Source organism: Cupriavidus sp. C2SS-8b, assembly GCF_057073745.1.
In genome coordinates this window covers 2,032,917-2,048,402 of sequence record NZ_CP172716.1, presented here as the reverse complement: position 1 = coordinate 2,048,402, position 15,486 = coordinate 2,032,917, and the positions used below count along the sequence as shown (strand labels likewise).

Annotated in this window: 14 protein-coding genes; 11 read left to right on the top strand and 3 right to left on the bottom strand. The window is 67.1% G+C overall.

Translation table 11 applies throughout. The features are described 5' to 3' along the window. Positions 1-19: 19 nt before the first annotated feature. Entirely contained in the window at positions 20-289 is a 270-nt protein-coding gene (locus ACIGJB_RS09415) for an acyl-CoA-binding protein (protein ID WP_483729605.1), read from the bottom strand. 121 nt (positions 290-410) lie between these two features. Between ACIGJB_RS09415 and tsaB the strand changes: the two genes are divergently transcribed. Genes tsaB through ACIGJB_RS09395 form a run of 4 tightly spaced genes read left to right on the top strand, consistent with a single transcriptional unit; the run spans position 411 to position 3,661 of the window. Next, a complete protein-coding gene (gene tsaB, locus ACIGJB_RS09410) occupies positions 411-1,175 on the top strand; it encodes a tRNA (adenosine(37)-N6)-threonylcarbamoyltransferase complex dimerization subunit type 1 TsaB (RefSeq protein WP_483729604.1) in 765 nt (254 codons plus the stop codon). 56 nt (positions 1,176-1,231) lie between these two features. Continuing rightward, on the top strand, positions 1,232-1,717 hold the full coding sequence (gene rimI / locus ACIGJB_RS09405; RefSeq protein ID WP_483732302.1) for a ribosomal protein S18-alanine N-acetyltransferase: 486 nt from the start codon (positions 1,232-1,234) through the stop codon (positions 1,715-1,717). After that, complete coding sequence (locus ACIGJB_RS09400) at positions 1,714-2,565, top strand: uracil-DNA glycosylase (RefSeq protein ID WP_483729603.1); 852 nt, start codon at positions 1,714-1,716, stop codon at positions 2,563-2,565. The genes rimI and ACIGJB_RS09400 overlap by 4 nt, the downstream gene beginning before the upstream one ends. After that, positions 2,546-3,661, top strand: coding sequence for a DUF1853 family protein (locus ACIGJB_RS09395; protein ID WP_483729602.1), 1,116 nt, complete (start codon positions 2,546-2,548; stop codon positions 3,659-3,661). The genes ACIGJB_RS09400 and ACIGJB_RS09395 overlap by 20 nt, the downstream gene beginning before the upstream one ends. Before the next feature lie 37 nt (positions 3,662-3,698). Here ACIGJB_RS09395 and lplT read toward each other — a convergent pair whose 3' ends face one another. Continuing rightward, entirely contained in the window at positions 3,699-5,018 is a 1,320-nt protein-coding gene (gene lplT / locus ACIGJB_RS09390) for a lysophospholipid transporter LplT (protein ID WP_483729601.1), read from the bottom strand. A 455-nt stretch (positions 5,019-5,473) separates the two neighbouring features. Here lplT and alr point away from each other — a divergent pair, with 455 nt between their 5' ends. The 4 genes from alr to ACIGJB_RS09370 all read left to right on the top strand — a co-directional run bounded on the left by alr (position 5,474) and on the right by ACIGJB_RS09370 (position 9,272). Further along, positions 5,474-6,595 (top strand): alanine racemase, encoded by a 1,122-nt coding sequence (gene alr, locus ACIGJB_RS09385; protein ID WP_483729600.1) that lies wholly within the window; start codon positions 5,474-5,476, stop codon positions 6,593-6,595. 89 nt (positions 6,596-6,684) lie between these two features. After that, positions 6,685-8,049, top strand: coding sequence for a DNA repair protein RadA (gene radA, locus ACIGJB_RS09380; protein WP_483729599.1), 1,365 nt, complete (start codon positions 6,685-6,687; stop codon positions 8,047-8,049). A 3-nt stretch (positions 8,050-8,052) separates the two neighbouring features. Then, positions 8,053-8,625, top strand: a complete 573-nt coding sequence (locus tag ACIGJB_RS09375) for a GNAT family N-acetyltransferase (RefSeq protein WP_483729598.1) — start codon at positions 8,053-8,055, stop codon at positions 8,623-8,625. A gap of 161 nt (positions 8,626-8,786) precedes the next feature. Beyond that, complete coding sequence (locus ACIGJB_RS09370) at positions 8,787-9,272, top strand: disulfide bond formation protein B (protein ID WP_483708305.1); 486 nt, start codon at positions 8,787-8,789, stop codon at positions 9,270-9,272. A 91-nt stretch (positions 9,273-9,363) separates the two neighbouring features. Here ACIGJB_RS09370 and ACIGJB_RS09365 read toward each other — a convergent pair whose 3' ends face one another. Then, positions 9,364-11,295: an ATP-binding cassette domain-containing protein gene (locus ACIGJB_RS09365; RefSeq protein WP_483732301.1), complete on the bottom strand. Its 1,932-nt coding sequence runs from the start codon at positions 11,293-11,295 to the stop codon at positions 9,364-9,366. A gap of 275 nt (positions 11,296-11,570) precedes the next feature. On the opposite strand from ACIGJB_RS09365, the gene ACIGJB_RS09360 reads away from it, so the two are divergent. Genes ACIGJB_RS09360 through ACIGJB_RS09350 form a run of 3 tightly spaced genes read left to right on the top strand, consistent with a single transcriptional unit; the run spans position 11,571 to position 15,484 of the window. Continuing rightward, positions 11,571-12,557 (top strand): MurR/RpiR family transcriptional regulator, encoded by a 987-nt coding sequence (locus ACIGJB_RS09360; RefSeq protein WP_483732300.1) that lies wholly within the window; start codon positions 11,571-11,573, stop codon positions 12,555-12,557. Positions 12,558-12,563: 6 nt separating this feature from the next. After that, a complete protein-coding gene (locus tag ACIGJB_RS09355) occupies positions 12,564-13,538 on the top strand; it encodes an isoaspartyl peptidase/L-asparaginase family protein (protein WP_483729597.1) in 975 nt (324 codons plus the stop codon). 56 nt (positions 13,539-13,594) lie between these two features. Next, positions 13,595-15,484, top strand: coding sequence for a dipeptide ABC transporter ATP-binding protein (locus tag ACIGJB_RS09350; protein WP_483729596.1), 1,890 nt, complete (start codon positions 13,595-13,597; stop codon positions 15,482-15,484). The last annotated feature ends 2 nt before the right edge of the window (positions 15,485-15,486 follow it).

Below are 15,486 nucleotides of genomic sequence, written 5' to 3'. Positions count from 1 at the left end.
GCAGGGACGCCGGCGAACTTCAGCTCGCGGCGCCGCTGCGCAGTTCTTCCACCAGGGCGATGTAGCTTTCCATCGCGGCGTCGCGGCTGGTGCCCTTGAGGGCTTCCCACGCTTCGAACTTGTAGCGGCCGACGAAATCGGTCATGCCCGGCTTGTCGCCGTGGGCGTCGCCTTCGCTGCCTTGCTTGAACAGCGCGTACAGGCGCAGCAGCGTCATGTTGCTGGGCCGCTCGCTCAGTTGCTTGACGTCGGTCTGGGCCTGTTCGAAGCGGGCTTGCAGGTCACTCATGGGGTCTCCTGGAGAGGTCGGGGAAAAGAATGGCCCGATGATAGTCCCCAATCCGGCACGCAGGCCCGCCGAAAAACCGAGGAAGGACTCGGTTTGGGGCGCCACCGGCTACAATCGCGCCATGTCCTGGATTCTTGCTGTCGAAACTTCCACCGAGTGGTGTTCTGTTGCACTGGGCCGTGCCACGGCCGATGGCGCGGTCGAGTCATGGTCTCGCCATGACCATACCGGCGCGCGGTCTTCCGCACGCGTGCTGCCCGCGGCCGGCGAGCTGCTGGCCGAAGCCGGCATTGCGCTGGCTGACTGCGCGGCCATTGCCTTTGGTGCTGGCCCGGGCTCGTTCACTGGCCTGCGTACCGCTTGCGGCGTGGCCCAGGGGCTGGCCTTCGGCGCCGGGCTGCCTGTCATTCCCGTCAATACGCTGATGGCCTGCGCGGAAAGCGCCCGCGGCGCCACGCCCGCGCTGCCGCCCGAGGTGTCGGTGCTGGTCGCGCTGGACGCACGCATGGATGAAGCCTATTCCGCCGCCTTCCGCTGGGACCCTGCCGCGCACGAATGGGCAGCGGAAACGCGGATGCAAGTCGGCCCCCCGGAAACCGTGGCCTTGCCCGCCGGCGAATTCTGGGTGGCCGGCAACGCCGCCACGGTCTTTGGCGAACGGTTGGCCGGCCTGGCGAGTGCCACGCGTGTGCTGCCCGAGGCCATGCCGCACGCGCAGCCGCTGGTGGCCATTGCGCTGCGGGCCCTGGCGCGCGGCGAGGCGATCGATGCCGCGCTGGCCATGCCGATCTACCTGCGCGACAAGGTTGCCCAGACGATCGAGGAGCGCGAAGCGGCTGCCGCTGCCAAGGCCGCCGCGCAGGCGGCCGCGGGGAGCCAGTCGTGAGCGTGACCTACCGCCCGGATACAGCTGGGTCGTCGGCGTGGCCCGATATTCCAGTCATGCCTGTGCTGGCTGATGGCTGGGCACTTGCACGCATGTCCGCGCTGGACCTGCGGGCGGTGGCGGAGATCGAATCCCGCGCCTACAGCCATCCCTGGACGCGCGGCAATTTCGAGAACTCCATCAAGGCGGGCCATATGGGCCTGACCCTGCGCGATCCCACGGGCACGCTCGTGGCGTATGCCGTGCTGATGCCCGTGGTCGACGAGATGCATCTGCTCAACATCACCGTGGATCCGCACCGGCAGCGGCAGGGGCTGGGTCGCCTGATGCTGGCGGTGACGCTGGCGACATCGCACACGCACCACCTGCATACGATGCTGCTGGAAGTGCGGCCTTCCAATGCCGGAGCACTGGCGCTTTACCTCGAAGCCGGCTTCGTCGAGATCGGCCGGCGCAAAGGCTACTATCCTGCGTCCGGCAACGTGCGGGAAGACGCGCTGGTGCTGCGCCGGACCTGGCCCGGCAACGAGGACGCAGCATGAGCCGCCGCGCACAGTTCCTGGAGGTGCTTGGCCTTCCCACGGAGTGGGTGCCGCGCAAGCCGGTGGGCGCGCCGCAGGAGGCTGCTGCGGAACCTGACCGCGCGGCCGTCCTGCAGGTCGAACCCGAGGCGCAAGCCGAACCCCTGCAGGCGCCCGAGCCCGACGAAGGCCGCTCGGCCGTGGTCATGGAGCCGGAGCCGGACTTTGAAGAGGCCGCTCTCGATTTCGTTGCCGAGCCCGAGCGCACCGCCGCCGTTCCCGACCGCGAGCTTGACATCGCAGCCATGGCGTGGCCCGCGCTCGATGCCGCCGTGGCGGCATGCACGGCTTGCGGCCTGTGCGAGACGCGCACCCGTACCGTGTTCGGCGTTGGCGATCGCCAGGCGGAATGGATGCTGATCGGCGAGGCGCCCGGCGAGAACGAAGACCTGCAGGGCGAGCCGTTCGTCGGCCAGGCCGGCAAGCTGCTGGACAATATGCTGGGATCGCTGGGCCTCTCGCGCGGCCGCAATGTGTTTATCGCCAACGTGCTCAAGTGCCGTCCGCCGGGCAACCGCAACCCGGAACCGGCCGAGGTCGGGCAGTGCGAGCCATTCCTGAAGCGGCAGATCGCGCTGGTGCGGCCCAAGGTCATTGTCGTACTGGGCCGCTTTGCGGCGCAGTCGCTGCTGCGCACCACCACGCCAATCGGCAAGCTGCGCGGCACGGTCCACAGCTACGAGGGGATTCCCGTGGTGGTGACTTACCATCCCGCCTACCTGCTGCGTACGCTGACCGACAAGGCGCGCGCGTGGGAGGACCTGTGTCTGGCCCGAGAGGTACACGATCGTGCGGGAGCTCAGGCCTGACCTTTCCCTGAGCCACGGCGGCAACGGCGTGCATGCGCCGGCGCCGCCGCTGTGGCAACAGGCGCTGTCGCAACGCACGCGCGACCTGGCGTGGTGCACCTTGTCACCGACCCTGCTGCAAAGTCTGCCCGCCGCCGGTGACAGCGGCGCGCGACTGGCGCGCTGGCCCGCTGGCACCCAGGCTGCCTGGGAGCACTGGCTGGGCCAGGCCGACCCCGCCGGCTTGCCCGCCACCATTGCCGAACTCGCCAACGGCATTACCGATGCCTTGCCCGAAGAGCCCGCCCGCGCCCGCAGCCTGCGTCTGGGGCGCCATGCCGAACGCCTGCTGCAATTCGCGCTGCGCCATGCGCAGGGGCTGGAATTGCTGGCGGCAAACGTACCGGTCAGGCGCGCTCATGGGCACGGCATCCAGACCCTCGGCGAACTCGACTTCGTCTGGCGGGACCAGGGCAGCGGCGAAGTGGTGCATTGGGAAATGGCCGCCAAGTTCTACCTGATGGCCGATGCCGGCGACACGCAAGCGTTGGGGCTGCGCGGGTTTGTCGGGCCGAACCTCGTCGACAGGCTCGGCGACAAGCTCGACCATATCGTCCACCGGCAACTGCCACTGGCCAGGACCGCGGAGGCGCGGGGGTTGCTGGGCAGGGCGGTCGACCGCAGCGAGGTCTATCTGCTGGGGTGGCTCTTCTATCGCGACGGCCTGGTGCCTCAGGGACTGGACCGCCTGGGCATTGCGGGCAACCACCTGCACGGCTGGTGGTCCACGCTCGACGACTGGTATGCGCGTGCCGGCCAGGCAGCCGGCACGCGCTGGTGCCGGTTGTCGCGCTCGGGCTGGTTGTCCGGCGCGCTGCTGGAAGAGGGCGATACCGAAGCGGCGGACGCCCTGCGCGAGGCGCTGGCCGAGCGCTTTGCCGATCCGCACCCCGACCACGGCTGGCGGCGCGAATCACCGATCATGCTATGCGAGATGGAGCCGGCCGGTGCGCAGGCGCCGGGCTGCTGGCGCGAGCGCTCGCGCGGGTTCGTGGTGCCGGATGGATGGCCGCAGCGGGCCTGCGCCCGTGCTGCCATTGCGGCTGCTGCCGGGTAGATTCCGGCCGGCGCCGCCTTGGGCGCCGACGACGCAATCAGTGGTGCTTGTCCTCGCCGATCATGGCGAGCGAGTTGAAGGTGCGTACGTTGTACTTGTGCACCCGCATGACCAGCGCCATGGTGATGCAGATGAACAGGCCCAGTGCGACGATCACCAGCCCGATTGGCGCGTTCACCTTGATCAGCAGCGCGTACAGGCAGAGCATCAGCAGCACGGAGACGTTCTCATTGAAGTTCTGCACGGCGATGGAATGGCCGGCCGAGAGCAGCACGTGGCCGCGGTGCTGCAGCAGCGCGTTCATCGGCACGACAAAGTAGCCCGACATGGCGCCGACCACCATCAGGAACACGTAGGCGATGGCCATGTACAGCGGCATATGCAATCCCAGCACGTCCACCGTGATCTGCGGCATGGCGTCCTTGGTGTAGAACGCCATCAGCATCACGGTCGCGCCCATGGCCACGCCAAAGGGCAGCACCGACAGCGACTTGCGCAACGGAATGCGCGCTGCCGCCATGATGGCGCCGACGGCCACGCCCACGGCGACCACGGCCTGCAGCAGGGCGCCCTGCGACAGGTTCAGGCCCAGCGATTTTTCCGCCCACTTCAGCACGATGAACTGCAGGGTGGCGCCCACGCCCCAGAACAGCGTGGTCACGGCCAGGGAGATCTGGCCGAGCTTGTCGCGCCACAGCGCGACGAAGCAGTCGCCGAACTCCGCGATCAGCTTGATCGGGTTCTTTTCCTGCTGCGGGTAGCGTGCGCCGGTATCGGGAATGAACAGGTTGAAGATGGCGGCAATCACGTAGAACAGCATGATCACGACCATCGCCGCTTCGGCCGGCGTGTTGATGCCCGTGTCGACATAGGGGATGTCAAAGCGCAGCAGGAGCTGCGAAATGTGCACCGAAATCAGCGCGCCGCCGACCACGGTGCCCAGGATGATCGAGCCCACGGTCAGTCCTTCGATCCAGCCGTTGGCCATCACCAGCTTTTCCGGGGGCAGCAGCTCGGTCAGGATGCCGTACTTGGCCGGGGAGTACGCGGCCGCGCCGAAGCCCACGATGCCGTAGGCGAGCAGGGGGTGCAGCCCGAACATCATGATGGCGCAGCCCGCGATCTTGATGGCGTTGGTGATGAGCATCACCCGCCCCTTGGGCATGGAGTCGGCGAAGGCGCCGACGAATGCGGCCAGGATGACGTAGGAGAGAACGAAGAACAGCTTGAGCAGCGGAGTCATCCACTGCGGGGAATGCAACTCGGTGAGAAGGGCGATGGCGGCGATGAGCAGCGCGTTATCGGCCAGCGACGAAAAAAACTGCGCGGCCATGATGGTGTAAAAACCCTTCTTCATGCTTTCGACTTTGTCTCCAGCGCGTCCTTCGTGCGCTCTGGGAAGGGCTACGCCCACCGGCGTTGCCATGGATGGTTGCAGGGGACCCTGGGCTGCGGCCGTGTCGAATTGTGCCTCATACGCCGCGCGCGAGCGCCGCGCCGCTTGCCTGACCGTCATTGACATATTGCTTCGCGTTTAGAACATGGCCTGAGCGTCCGGCTTTATATCACGAAAACACGACAATCCTGAATCCGCAAAGGCGCCAGTTTGACAGCGCAGGCGCTCTGCGATTCCCCGGGAATTGCGGGTGGGGCCGCGCGAGTGTGTTCAAATAACGGATACGCATCGCTCGCCGAATACCGGGTCTTCCCTGATCTGGTGCATGCCCAGCCGGACATGACGCCCGACTCACACTGCGGCGCCTGGAAGGATACTTCCAGCGGTAGCGATGCATGCTTGCGAGATGTCACTTCATGCCAAGACCGATTCACGCCGTCATTCACCAACCCGCCATTGCCAACAACCTGGAAATCGCGCGCCGTCACGCGCCGAACTCGCGCGTCTGGGCCGTGGTCAAGGCCAACGCCTACGGCCATGGACTGCGCCGCGTCTTTGCCGGCCTGCGCGCGGCCGATGGTTTCGGCCTGCTGGACCTGAATGAGGCCGTGCAGCTGCGCGACCTCGGCTGGCAGGGCCCGATCCTGCTGCTGGAAGGCTTTTTCCAGCCGCAGGATGTGCCGCTGCTGGAGCAATACCGGCTGACCACCGCGATCCATTGCGAGGAGCAGCTCCGGATGCTGGAGAGCGCGCGGCCGAAGGGCCCGCTGGCGATCCAGCTCAAGCTCAACACCGGCATGAACCGCCTGGGCTTCCAGCCCGCGCAGTACCGCACCGCGTGGGAACGCGCCCGCGCCATGCCGTGCGTGGGCAGCATCGTCCATATGACCCATTTCTCGGATGCCGACAGCGCGCGCGGCATCGCCCACCAGGTTGCCGCCTTCGACGCCGCCACTGCGAACCTGCCGGGCGAGGCCAGCCTGTCGAACTCGGCCGCGGTGCTGTGGCATCCGCAGGCGCACCGTGCGTGGGTGAGGCCCGGGATCATCCTGTATGGGGCGTCGCCCACCGGCCGCGAGGCCGATATTGCCGGGGTTGGCCTGCAGCCGGCCATGTCGCTGCACAGCGAATTGATTGCCGTGCAGGACCTGCAAGCCGGCGATACGGTCGGCTACGGCTCCATGTTTACCGCCGACCGGCCGATGCGCATCGGCGTGGTGGCCTGCGGCTACGCGGACGGGTACCCGCGCCACGCGGTTGGCTGGGGCGAGCACCGCGCGCCGGTGCTGGTCGATGGCGTGCGCACCGAACTGATCGGCCGCGTTTCCATGGACATGATCTGTGTGGACCTGGGGCCGTGCCCAAAAGCCAGGATCGGCAGCCCGGTCACGCTGTGGGGCCAGGGCCTGCCGATCGACGATGTCGCCGAGGCCAGCGGCACGGTCGGCTACGAGCTGATGTGCGCGCTGGCGCCGCGCGTGCCGGCCACCGTGGCGACCATCACCGCGTCGGACAGCGCGTCGCCCCTCCTGGCCTGATCCCGGCAAGGATCGACCTGTCCTGACGGCCGGCCGCCCAAAGGTGGCCGGCCGTAGCGTTTCCGGCACTCACCCTCAAGGATCTCCCGTTGGCCAAGACCAAGACCGTCTACACCTGTACCGAATGCGGCGGCACCGTGCCGCGCTGGGCCGGCCAGTGCCCGCACTGCAACCAATGGAACACGCTGGTCGAGACCGTCGCGGAGGGCAGCACGGCGGGCAAGCGCTTCCAGCCGCTGGCGGCATCGGCCACGGTACTCAAGCTTTCGGAGATCGATGCCGCCGACGTGCCGCGCTTTTCCAGCGGCATCGACGAGTTCGACCGCGTGCTCGGTGGCGGGCTGGTCGCGGGCGGGGTGGTGCTGATCGGCGGCGATCCGGGCATCGGCAAGTCGACGCTGCTGCTGCAGGCGCTCGCCAACCTGGCGGCACAGCGGCGCGTGCTCTATGTGAGCGGCGAAGAGTCCGGGGCCCAGATCGCGCTGCGCGCGCAGCGCCTGGGCGTGGAGAGTCCCACGCTGGGCTTGCTCGCCGAAATCCAGCTCGAGAAGATCCAGGCCACGCTGGAGGCGGAAAAGCCCGATGTGGCCGTGATCGACTCGATCCAGACGCTTTATTCCGAAGCCCTGACGTCGGCGCCGGGCTCGGTCGCGCAGGTGCGGGAATGCGCGGCGCAGCTGACGCGCATTGCGAAGAGCAGCGGCACCACCATCATCCTGGTCGGCCACGTGACCAAGGAGGGCAACCTAGCTGGTCCGCGCGTACTCGAGCACATCGTCGATACGGTGTTGTATTTCGAGGGCGATACGCATTCGTCGCACCGGTTGATCCGCGCATTCAAGAATCGTTTCGGCGCCGTCAACGAACTCGGCGTGTTCGCCATGACGGAGCGCGGCCTGCGCGGCATCAGCAACCCGTCGGCGCTGTTCCTGTCGCAGCATGAAGAAACCGTGCCGGGCTCCTGCGTATTGGTGACGCAGGAGGGCACGCGCCCGCTGCTGGTGGAGGTGCAGGCGCTGGTCGATACCGCCAACGTGCCCAACCCGCGCCGCCTGGCGGTGGGCCTCGAGCAGAACCGGCTGGCGATGCTGCTGGCGGTGCTGCACCGGCACGCGGGCATCGCCTGCTTTGACCAGGACGTGTTCCTGAACGCGGTGGGCGGCGTGAAGATTACCGAGCCCGCGGCGGACCTGGCCGTGCTGCTGTCGATCCATTCGTCGATGCGCAACAAGCCGCTCCCGCGTGGCCTGGTGGTGTTTGGGGAAGTGGGCCTGGCCGGGGAAATCCGGCCTAGCCCGCGCGGGCAGGAGCGGCTGAAGGAAGCCGCGAAGCTCGGCTTCACGCTGGCCGTGATTCCCAAGGCCAACGCGCCCAAGCAGAAGATCGACGGGCTCGATGTGATTGCCGTCGAGCGCATCGAGCAGGCGATCGATCGCGTGCGGCATCTCGACTGACCGATGGCTGAACTGATCGAAATCGAAACCGGGCGCCTGTGCCTGCGCCAATGGCGCGACGCCGACTATGCGCCGTTTGCCGCGCTGAACGCCGATGCCGAGGTGATGCGGTACTTTCCCGCGCCCCTGACCCGCGCGGAGAGCGACGGGCTGGCGGCGCGCTGCCGCGCGAAGATCGACGCGCTCGGTTGGGGCTTCTGGGCTTGCGAACGCAAGGCGGACGGCGCCTTCATCGGCTTTGTCGGGCTCAACGTCCCGGCGGCGACCTTGCCATTTTCGCCGTGCATGGAGATCGGCTGGCGGCTGGCCCGCGAGGCGTGGGGACAGGGCTTCGCCGCCGAGGGCGCCCGCGCGGCGCTGGCCGTGGGGTTTGAGCGACTCGGCCAGGAGGAGATCGTTTCATTCACTGCGCTGGCGAACCAGCGCTCGCGCGCGGTCATGGAACGTCTGGGCATGCATGAGGACGCGAGCCCGTTCGAACACCCTGCGCTGCCGGAGGGGCATCCGCTACGGCTCCATCGCCTTTACCGCCTGTCGCGTGACAAGTGGGAAGCCGGAAGGCATCGTTCCGGCTGAGCCCATGGGCAACCCTGCGGCAATCCGCCACATGGCACGAGCCGGCGATTCGCACGTCCGCCGAAGAGGACATTTCGCAAAATCGGTAATAATGCCGACCAACAGCCCGAGCGCCCCGCGCCGGCAACCTGGCAACAAAGATCCCGATCCGTCCATCCTTTATGCAAGCCAATTCCCGCGCCTATTTCCTGCTGATTGCCATCATCTCGTTCGGGATGGTTGGCTTTGCGCTCTACCTGCAGTTCGAGAAGGGGTATCAGCCGTGCCCGCTGTGCATCATGCAGCGGTTCGCCTTTATCGGCATCGGCCTGTTCTCGCTGCTCGCGGCCATTGCGCAGAACACGCGTTCGCTGTGGCAGGGGCTGGGCATGCTGTCCGGCGTCGGCGGCATTGCCGTGGCCGTGTACCACGTGTCGCTGCTGCTGAACCCCAAGGCGAGCTGCGGCATCGATCCGCTCGAAAACTGGGTCAATGCCTTGCCGACCGCCAAGGTGCTGCCGCAGGTGTTTTATTCGGATGGCCTGTGCACGGCGCCGCTGCCGCCGGTGCTGGGCCTGTCGGTGCCGGCCTGGTCGCTGATCTGGCTGTTCATCCTGACGCTGACGCTGGCGGTCGGGTTGATCCGGCGCGAGAAGAATTTCCGCTGAAGGAAAACAAAAAACCGGCGCTTCAGGCGCCGGTTTTTCTTTCTACCCAGACCTGCGATAAGGTCGAGGCAAGGGAGGGGACTCGAACCCCTCACATAATCTGCTCGATCTGCTCCTGCAGTTCCAGCCATTTCTCTTCCAGTGTTTCCAGCTCGCCATTGACTTCGCCCTGGCGCTTGAGCATTTCCATCAGCCTGGACTTGTTGGCCTCGGCATAGCTGGTCTCGTCGGCCATGAACTGGTCGATCTCCGCCTTGGCGGTCTGCAGCACCGTCATGCGCTTCTCCACCTTTTCCAATTCCTTGATGAGAGGCTTGCGCAGTTGCGCGAGGCGCTGGCGTTCGTCGGCTTCGGCGCGGCGCTGGTCCTTGCGATTAATCCCCGCTGACACACCGCCTGATTCCGCCTGGTGCGCGGCCACGGCGGCATTGCGCTTGGCCGCGGCTTGCTGCAGCAGCCAGTCTCGGTAGTCGTCCAGGTCGCCGTCAAACGGCTTGATGGTGCCGTCGGCGACCAGCATGAACTGGTCGGCGGTGGCGCGCAGCAGGTGCCGGTCGTGCGAGACCAGGATCAGCGTGCCTTCGAACTGCGCCAGCGCCATGGTCAGCGCTTCACGCGTGTCCAGGTCCAGGTGGTTGGTCGGTTCGTCGAGCAGCAGCAGGTTGGGCTTTTGCCAGACGATCAGCGAGAGCGCCAGCCGGGCCTTCTCGCCGCCCGAGAACGGCTCGATCGGCGCGGTCGCCATGTCACCGCGGAAGTTGAAGCTGCCGAGGAAGTCCCGCAGTTCCTGCTCGCGCGTGTCCGGCGCCAGCCGGGCCAGGTGCTGCAGCGGCGAGTCGTGATCGCGCAGCGTTTCGAGTTGATGCTGGGCGAAGTAGCCGATCTGCAGCCCTTTGCCAAGGCGCAGATTGCCAGTGAGCGGATCCTGCGTGCCCGCCAGGGTCTTGACCAGCGTCGACTTGCCTTGGCCGTTGGCGCCGAGCAGGCCGATGCGCTGGCCGTTCTGGATCGACAGCGCCAGCTTGTGCAGGATGGTCACCGGCGGATCGGCCTCGGCATAGCCGCAGTCGACGCCATCCAGCACCATCATCGGATTCGGGGCGGCATCGGGTTCGCGGAACTCGAACGCGAAACCGGCCGCGACGTGGACCGGCGCCAGCCGCTCCATCTTTTCAAGCGCCTTCACGCGGCTTTGCGCCTGGCGCGCCTTGGTGGCCTTGGCCTTGAAGCGCGTGATGAACGATTCGAGGTGCGCGATTTCCTTCTGCTGGCGCACATAGGCCGATTGCTGCTGCGCCATCTGCTGCAGGCGCAGCGTCTCGAACAGCGTGTAGTTGCCGCCGTAGCGGCGCAGTTGCTGGTTCTCGATATGGACCGTGACGTTGCAGATCGCGTCCAGGAATTCGCGGTCGTGCGAAATCATGACCAAGGTGCCCGGGTAGCGCGCCAGCCAGTCTTCGAGCCAGACGATGGCGTCCAGGTCAAGGTGGTTGGTCGGTTCGTCGAGCAGCAGCAGGTCGGACGGGCACATCAACGCCTGCGCCAGGTTCAGGCGCATGCGCCAGCCGCCCGAGAACGATGACACCGGCTGCGACACCTGCGCCAGCGTGAAGCCCAGGCCCAGCAGCAGCGCTTCGGCGCGGGCCGGCGCGGTGTAGCCGTCGGCATCGGCAAAGCCGGCATGGGCCTCGGCCTCCGCGCTGCCGTCACCGACCGCTTGCGCTTCGGCGATGGCCGCTTCGATCTCGCGCAGGCGCGTGTCGCCGTCGATCACATAGTCCACCGCGGTGCGGGCCACAGCCGGCGTTTCCTGCGCCACGTGGGCAATGCGCCACTGCGCCGGGACGGACAGGTCGCCGCCATCCGGATGCAGCTCGCCGCGCAGCATCGCGAACAGGGTGGACTTGCCGCTGCCATTGGCGCCGACAAGGCCCACGCGCTCGCCCGGATTGAGCGTCACGCTGGTGTGGTCGAACAGCACCTTGGTGCCGCGCTGGAGGACAAGCTGGTCGATTCGGATCACGAGGAAGGCAGGAACGTCGGTAACGGGGACAGACAGCGGAAAGCAGCGGAAAGCGGCGGAAAGCGGCGCGAAAGCGCGAGGCAGCCCGGCATAGCCGCTGGCCGGCATTGTAGCGTTTCCCGCAGGCACCGCCCGTACGGATAGCGGCGAAGCCTAGGGATTACCCTCGAACAATGAAATCTCTATTTTCTTGTTTTGCGTCTGCGTGTAAATTAATTTTCATTGCAGACTTGTGACTGATGCCTGATTTTCCACATCGGCCTATGCCCGACACCATGCCGGACGGCACCTCGATCTCCGAACGTATTGCACGCAGCCTGCCTGCGCTGACGCCCGCGCACCAGCGCATGGCCGAGTACGTGCTCGCCAATCCGTTTCGCGCGGCGACCATGCGCATCGATGAGTTTGCGGCCGCGGTACAGGTGTCGGTCGCCACGGCCAACCGCTTTGCGCGTGCGCTGGGGTTTGACGGCTATCCGCAGTTCCGCGCCGAACTGGTGCGCGGCTTCGAGGCGACGCTGGCACCTGTGGAGCGCCTGCGCTCGGAACTGGAGCGGCCGTCCACGGCTGCGGAAGCCTTCGCCGCATCGCTGGACGATGCCGCGGCCAACCTCGAAGCCACGCGCCGGGCGTTGGACGCGGATGCCTGCGAACGCGCGGTTTCTGCGATTCTTGCCGCCGAGCGCGTCTATATCGCGGGCTTCGGTGCCAGCGGTTACCTGTCAGGCCTGCTGCAGCACGGGCTGGAAATGCATTGCCGCGTTGTGACTTCCGTTGCGGGCGCGGGCGGCGCGTCGCACGCGGCGCGCCAGCTGTTCAAGCTGAGCCCCGCCGATCTCGTGATCGCCATTGCCTTCCCGCGCTATGTGTGCGACACCGTGGTACTGGCTCAGCGCGCCAAGGCACGCGGGGCGCAATTGCTGGCGCTGACCGACGGGCCCACCTCGCCGCTGGCGCCCATCGCCGATATCGCGCTTTACGCGCAGGCCGCCAACCGGCTCTCCGCCAATTCCGACGCCACCGTGCTGGCGCTGATCGAAGCGCTGTGCGGCGCCGTGGCGCACCGGGCCGAGCGCCCGGTCAAGGCCGCTGCCGAAATGACCGAATTCCTTCTGCCCTGGCTGTACGGCGCCCATGCCGGCAATACCGGCAATACCGGTAGTGCGGCCAGCACGCCGGCGCCGCAGCCCCTGTCGCAAGCCGGCGGCGAAGGCAAGCCCGGTGCCGTGCGCCGCAACTCTTCCAAGCATCTCAAAGCGTAGCCTTCCATGAACCAAGCAGTCATTGCCATCCACGGCGGCGCCGGCACCATCACGCGCAACGCCATGGACCCCGCCCGCGAACGCGAATACACCGAGGCGCTGGAACAGGTGCTGCTGGCCGGCCAGCGCGTCCTGGCCGGTGGCGGCACCGCCGTCGACGCGGTGACCGAAGCCGTGCGGCTGCTGGAAGAGTGCCCGCTGTTCAATGCCGGCAAGGGCGCGGTGCTCACGCATGCCGGCACCTATGAACTTGATGCCGCCATCATGGACGGCGCGACGCTCGACGCCGGCGGGGTCGCGTGCGTGACGCGTCTGCGCAACCCGGTGCTGGCCGCGCGCGCGGTGATGGACCACAGCGAGCATGTGCTGTTCGCGGGAGAGGGCGCCGAAGCCTTCGCGCAGGCGCACGGGCTCGAACTGGTCTCGCGCGACTACTACTACACGCAAGCCCGCTACGAGCAATGGGAGCGTGCCCGCGCGGTGCAGGGCATGGCGCTGCTCGATCATGACGCGGCAACGCTGGCCGCGCGCGCGCTTGCCGGCAAATCCGACCCGATCGATCCGGACAGCAAGTTCGGCACGGTGGGTGCCGTGGCCTGCGACAGCTTCGGCAACCTGGCCGCGGCAACGTCGACGGGCGGCGTCACCAACAAGCAGGTGGGTCGCGTTGGCGATACGCCGCTGATCGGCGCCGGGTGCTATGCCGATGACGTGGCAGCCGTTTCTGCGACGGGCACCGGCGAAATGTTTATCCGTACCGTGGCCGCGCACGATGTCTCGGCGCAGATGCGTTATGCCGGCCTGTCGCTGGAGGAATCCGCGCGCCGCGTGGTCATGGAAAAGCTGCCCGCCATTGGTGGCCGCGGCGGCCTGATCGCGGTGGACCGGGCCGGCAACGTCACGCTGCCGTTCAACACCGAAGGCATGTACCGCGGCTTTGCCCGCGCGAGCGGCCCGGTGACCGTGTCGATCTACGGCTGACGCCTGGCGTGCGCCGTTCCCTTTCAGCAATTCCCGCAGCAATCCAAGGGGTGCCAGTGGCTGAACTATCTTCCCAAGCAAACATAGTGCTGCCGCCGCAGCGCGTGGTGTCGGTGGATGGCCTGACCGTCCGCTTCGCCACCTCGGAGCGTACCGTCGAAGCCGTGCGCAACCTGTCCTTCCATGTGGACCGTGGCGAGACACTGGCCGTGGTCGGGGAGTCCGGCTCCGGCAAGTCGGTGACCTCGCTGGCGCTGATGCGGCTGGTTGAGCATGGCGGCGGCAAGATCGCGTCGGGCAGCATGGCGCTGCGCCGGCGCAGTGGCGAGATCATCGACCTGGCGCGCGCCGGCAATGCCACGCTGCGCAGCGTGCGCGGCGCGGACGTGGCGATGATCTTCCAGGAGCCGATGACTTCGCTGAACCCGGTGTTCCCGGTGGGCGAGCAGATCGCGGAATCGATCCGCCTGCACCAGGGCAAGAGCCGCTCCGCAGCACGTGCGGAGGCACTGCGCATGCTGGAACTCGTGCGCATTCCGGAAGCGAAGCGCGTACTGGACCGCTTCCCGCACCAGTTGTCCGGCGGCATGCGACAGCGCGTGATGATCGCCATGGCACTGTCCTGCAAGCCCGCACTGCTGATTGCCGATGAGCCGACCACCGCACTGGACGTGACCATCCAGGCCGAGATCCTGCAGTTGATCCGCGGCCTGCAGGCAGAGATGCACATGGGCGTGGTCTTCATCACGCACGACATGGGCGTGGTGGCCGAAGTGGCCGACCGCGTGCTGGTGATGTACCGGGGCGAAAAAGTGGAAGAGGGCGGTTCGGACGAAGTGTTTCGCGCCCCGGCCCATCCCTATACGCGCGCGCTGCTGTCGGCCGTGCCGCGCCTTGGCGCCATGCAGGGCACCGACCTGCCGGCCAAGTTCCAGTTGCTGCAGCTTGGCGATACCGCAGCCGAGCCCGCAGCGCCGCAGGACACCGTGTCTCCGGAAGCCACGCCGATCCTGCGCGTGCGCGACCTGGTGACGCGTTTCGACGTGCCGGGGGGGCTGTTCGGCCGCGTTGCGCGGCGTGTCCATGCGGTCGAGAAGGTCAGCTTCGACCTTTATCCGGGCGAGACGCTGGCACTGGTCGGCGAATCGGGCTGCGGCAAGTCGACCACCGGGCGTTCCCTGCTGCGGCTGGTGGAAAGCCAGAGCGGCACCGTCGAGTTCGGCGGGCAGGACATCAGCCGCATGGAGGGCGCCGCGTTGCAGCACCTGCGGCGCAATATCCAGTTCATCTTCCAGGATCCGTTTGCCTCGCTCGATCCGCGCGTGCCGGTCGGCTATTCGATCATGGAGCCGCTGCTGGTGCACAAGGTTGCCAGCGGCAAGGAGGCCGAGCAGCGCGTCGCCTGGCTGCTGGAGAAGGTCGGGCTCGATGCTTCGCACGCGGCGCGCTATCCGCACGAGTTCTCGGGCGGGCAGCGCCAGCGCATCTGCATTGCGCGCGCGCTGGCGCTCAACCCGAAGGTGGTGGTGGCCGACGAGTCGGTGTCCGCGCTGGATGTGTCGATCCAGACCCAGATCGTCAACCTGATGCTGGACCTGCAACGAGAGCTGGGCATTGCCTTCCTTTTTATCTCGCACGACATGGCGGTGGTGGAGCGCGTGAGCCATCGCGTAGCGGTGATGTACCTGGGCCAGATCGTCGAGATCGGCCCGCGCCGCGCGATCTTCGAGAACCCGCAGCACCCGTACACGAAAAAGCTGATGGCGGCCGTGCCGATTGCCGATCCGGCGCGACGGCATCTGCGGCGCGAACCGCTGTCCGACGAGATCCCGAGCCCGATCCGCGCGGTCGGCGACGAACCGGTGGTGCAGCCACTGGTGCCGGTCGCCGGCAGCGCAGGAACCGGCCACTTTGTTGCCCGGCACGCCGTTGGCGGTGCCTACTGAAA

Coding starts and splice junctions, on each gene's coding strand:
- tsaB (WP_483729604.1), top strand. CDS start 411: ATGTCCTGGATTCTTGCTGTCGAAACTTCCACCGAGTGGTGTTCTGTT.
- ACIGJB_RS09400 (WP_483729603.1), top strand. CDS start 1,714: ATGAGCCGCCGCGCACAGTTCCTGGAGGTGCTTGGCCTTCCCACGGAG.
- ACIGJB_RS09375 (WP_483729598.1), top strand. CDS start 8,053: ATGGCTGAACTGATCGAAATCGAAACCGGGCGCCTGTGCCTGCGCCAA.
- ACIGJB_RS09355 (WP_483729597.1), top strand. CDS start 12,564: ATGAACCAAGCAGTCATTGCCATCCACGGCGGCGCCGGCACCATCACG.
- alr (WP_483729600.1), top strand. CDS start 5,474: ATGCCAAGACCGATTCACGCCGTCATTCACCAACCCGCCATTGCCAAC.
- rimI (WP_483732302.1), top strand. CDS start 1,232: ATGCCTGTGCTGGCTGATGGCTGGGCACTTGCACGCATGTCCGCGCTG.
- ACIGJB_RS09415 (WP_483729605.1), bottom strand. CDS start 289: ATGAGTGACCTGCAAGCCCGCTTCGAACAGGCCCAGACCGACGTCAAG.
- ACIGJB_RS09370 (WP_483708305.1), top strand. CDS start 8,787: ATGCAAGCCAATTCCCGCGCCTATTTCCTGCTGATTGCCATCATCTCG.
- lplT (WP_483729601.1), bottom strand. CDS start 5,018: ATGAAGAAGGGTTTTTACACCATCATGGCCGCGCAGTTTTTTTCGTCG.
- ACIGJB_RS09360 (WP_483732300.1), top strand. CDS start 11,571: ATGCCGGACGGCACCTCGATCTCCGAACGTATTGCACGCAGCCTGCCT.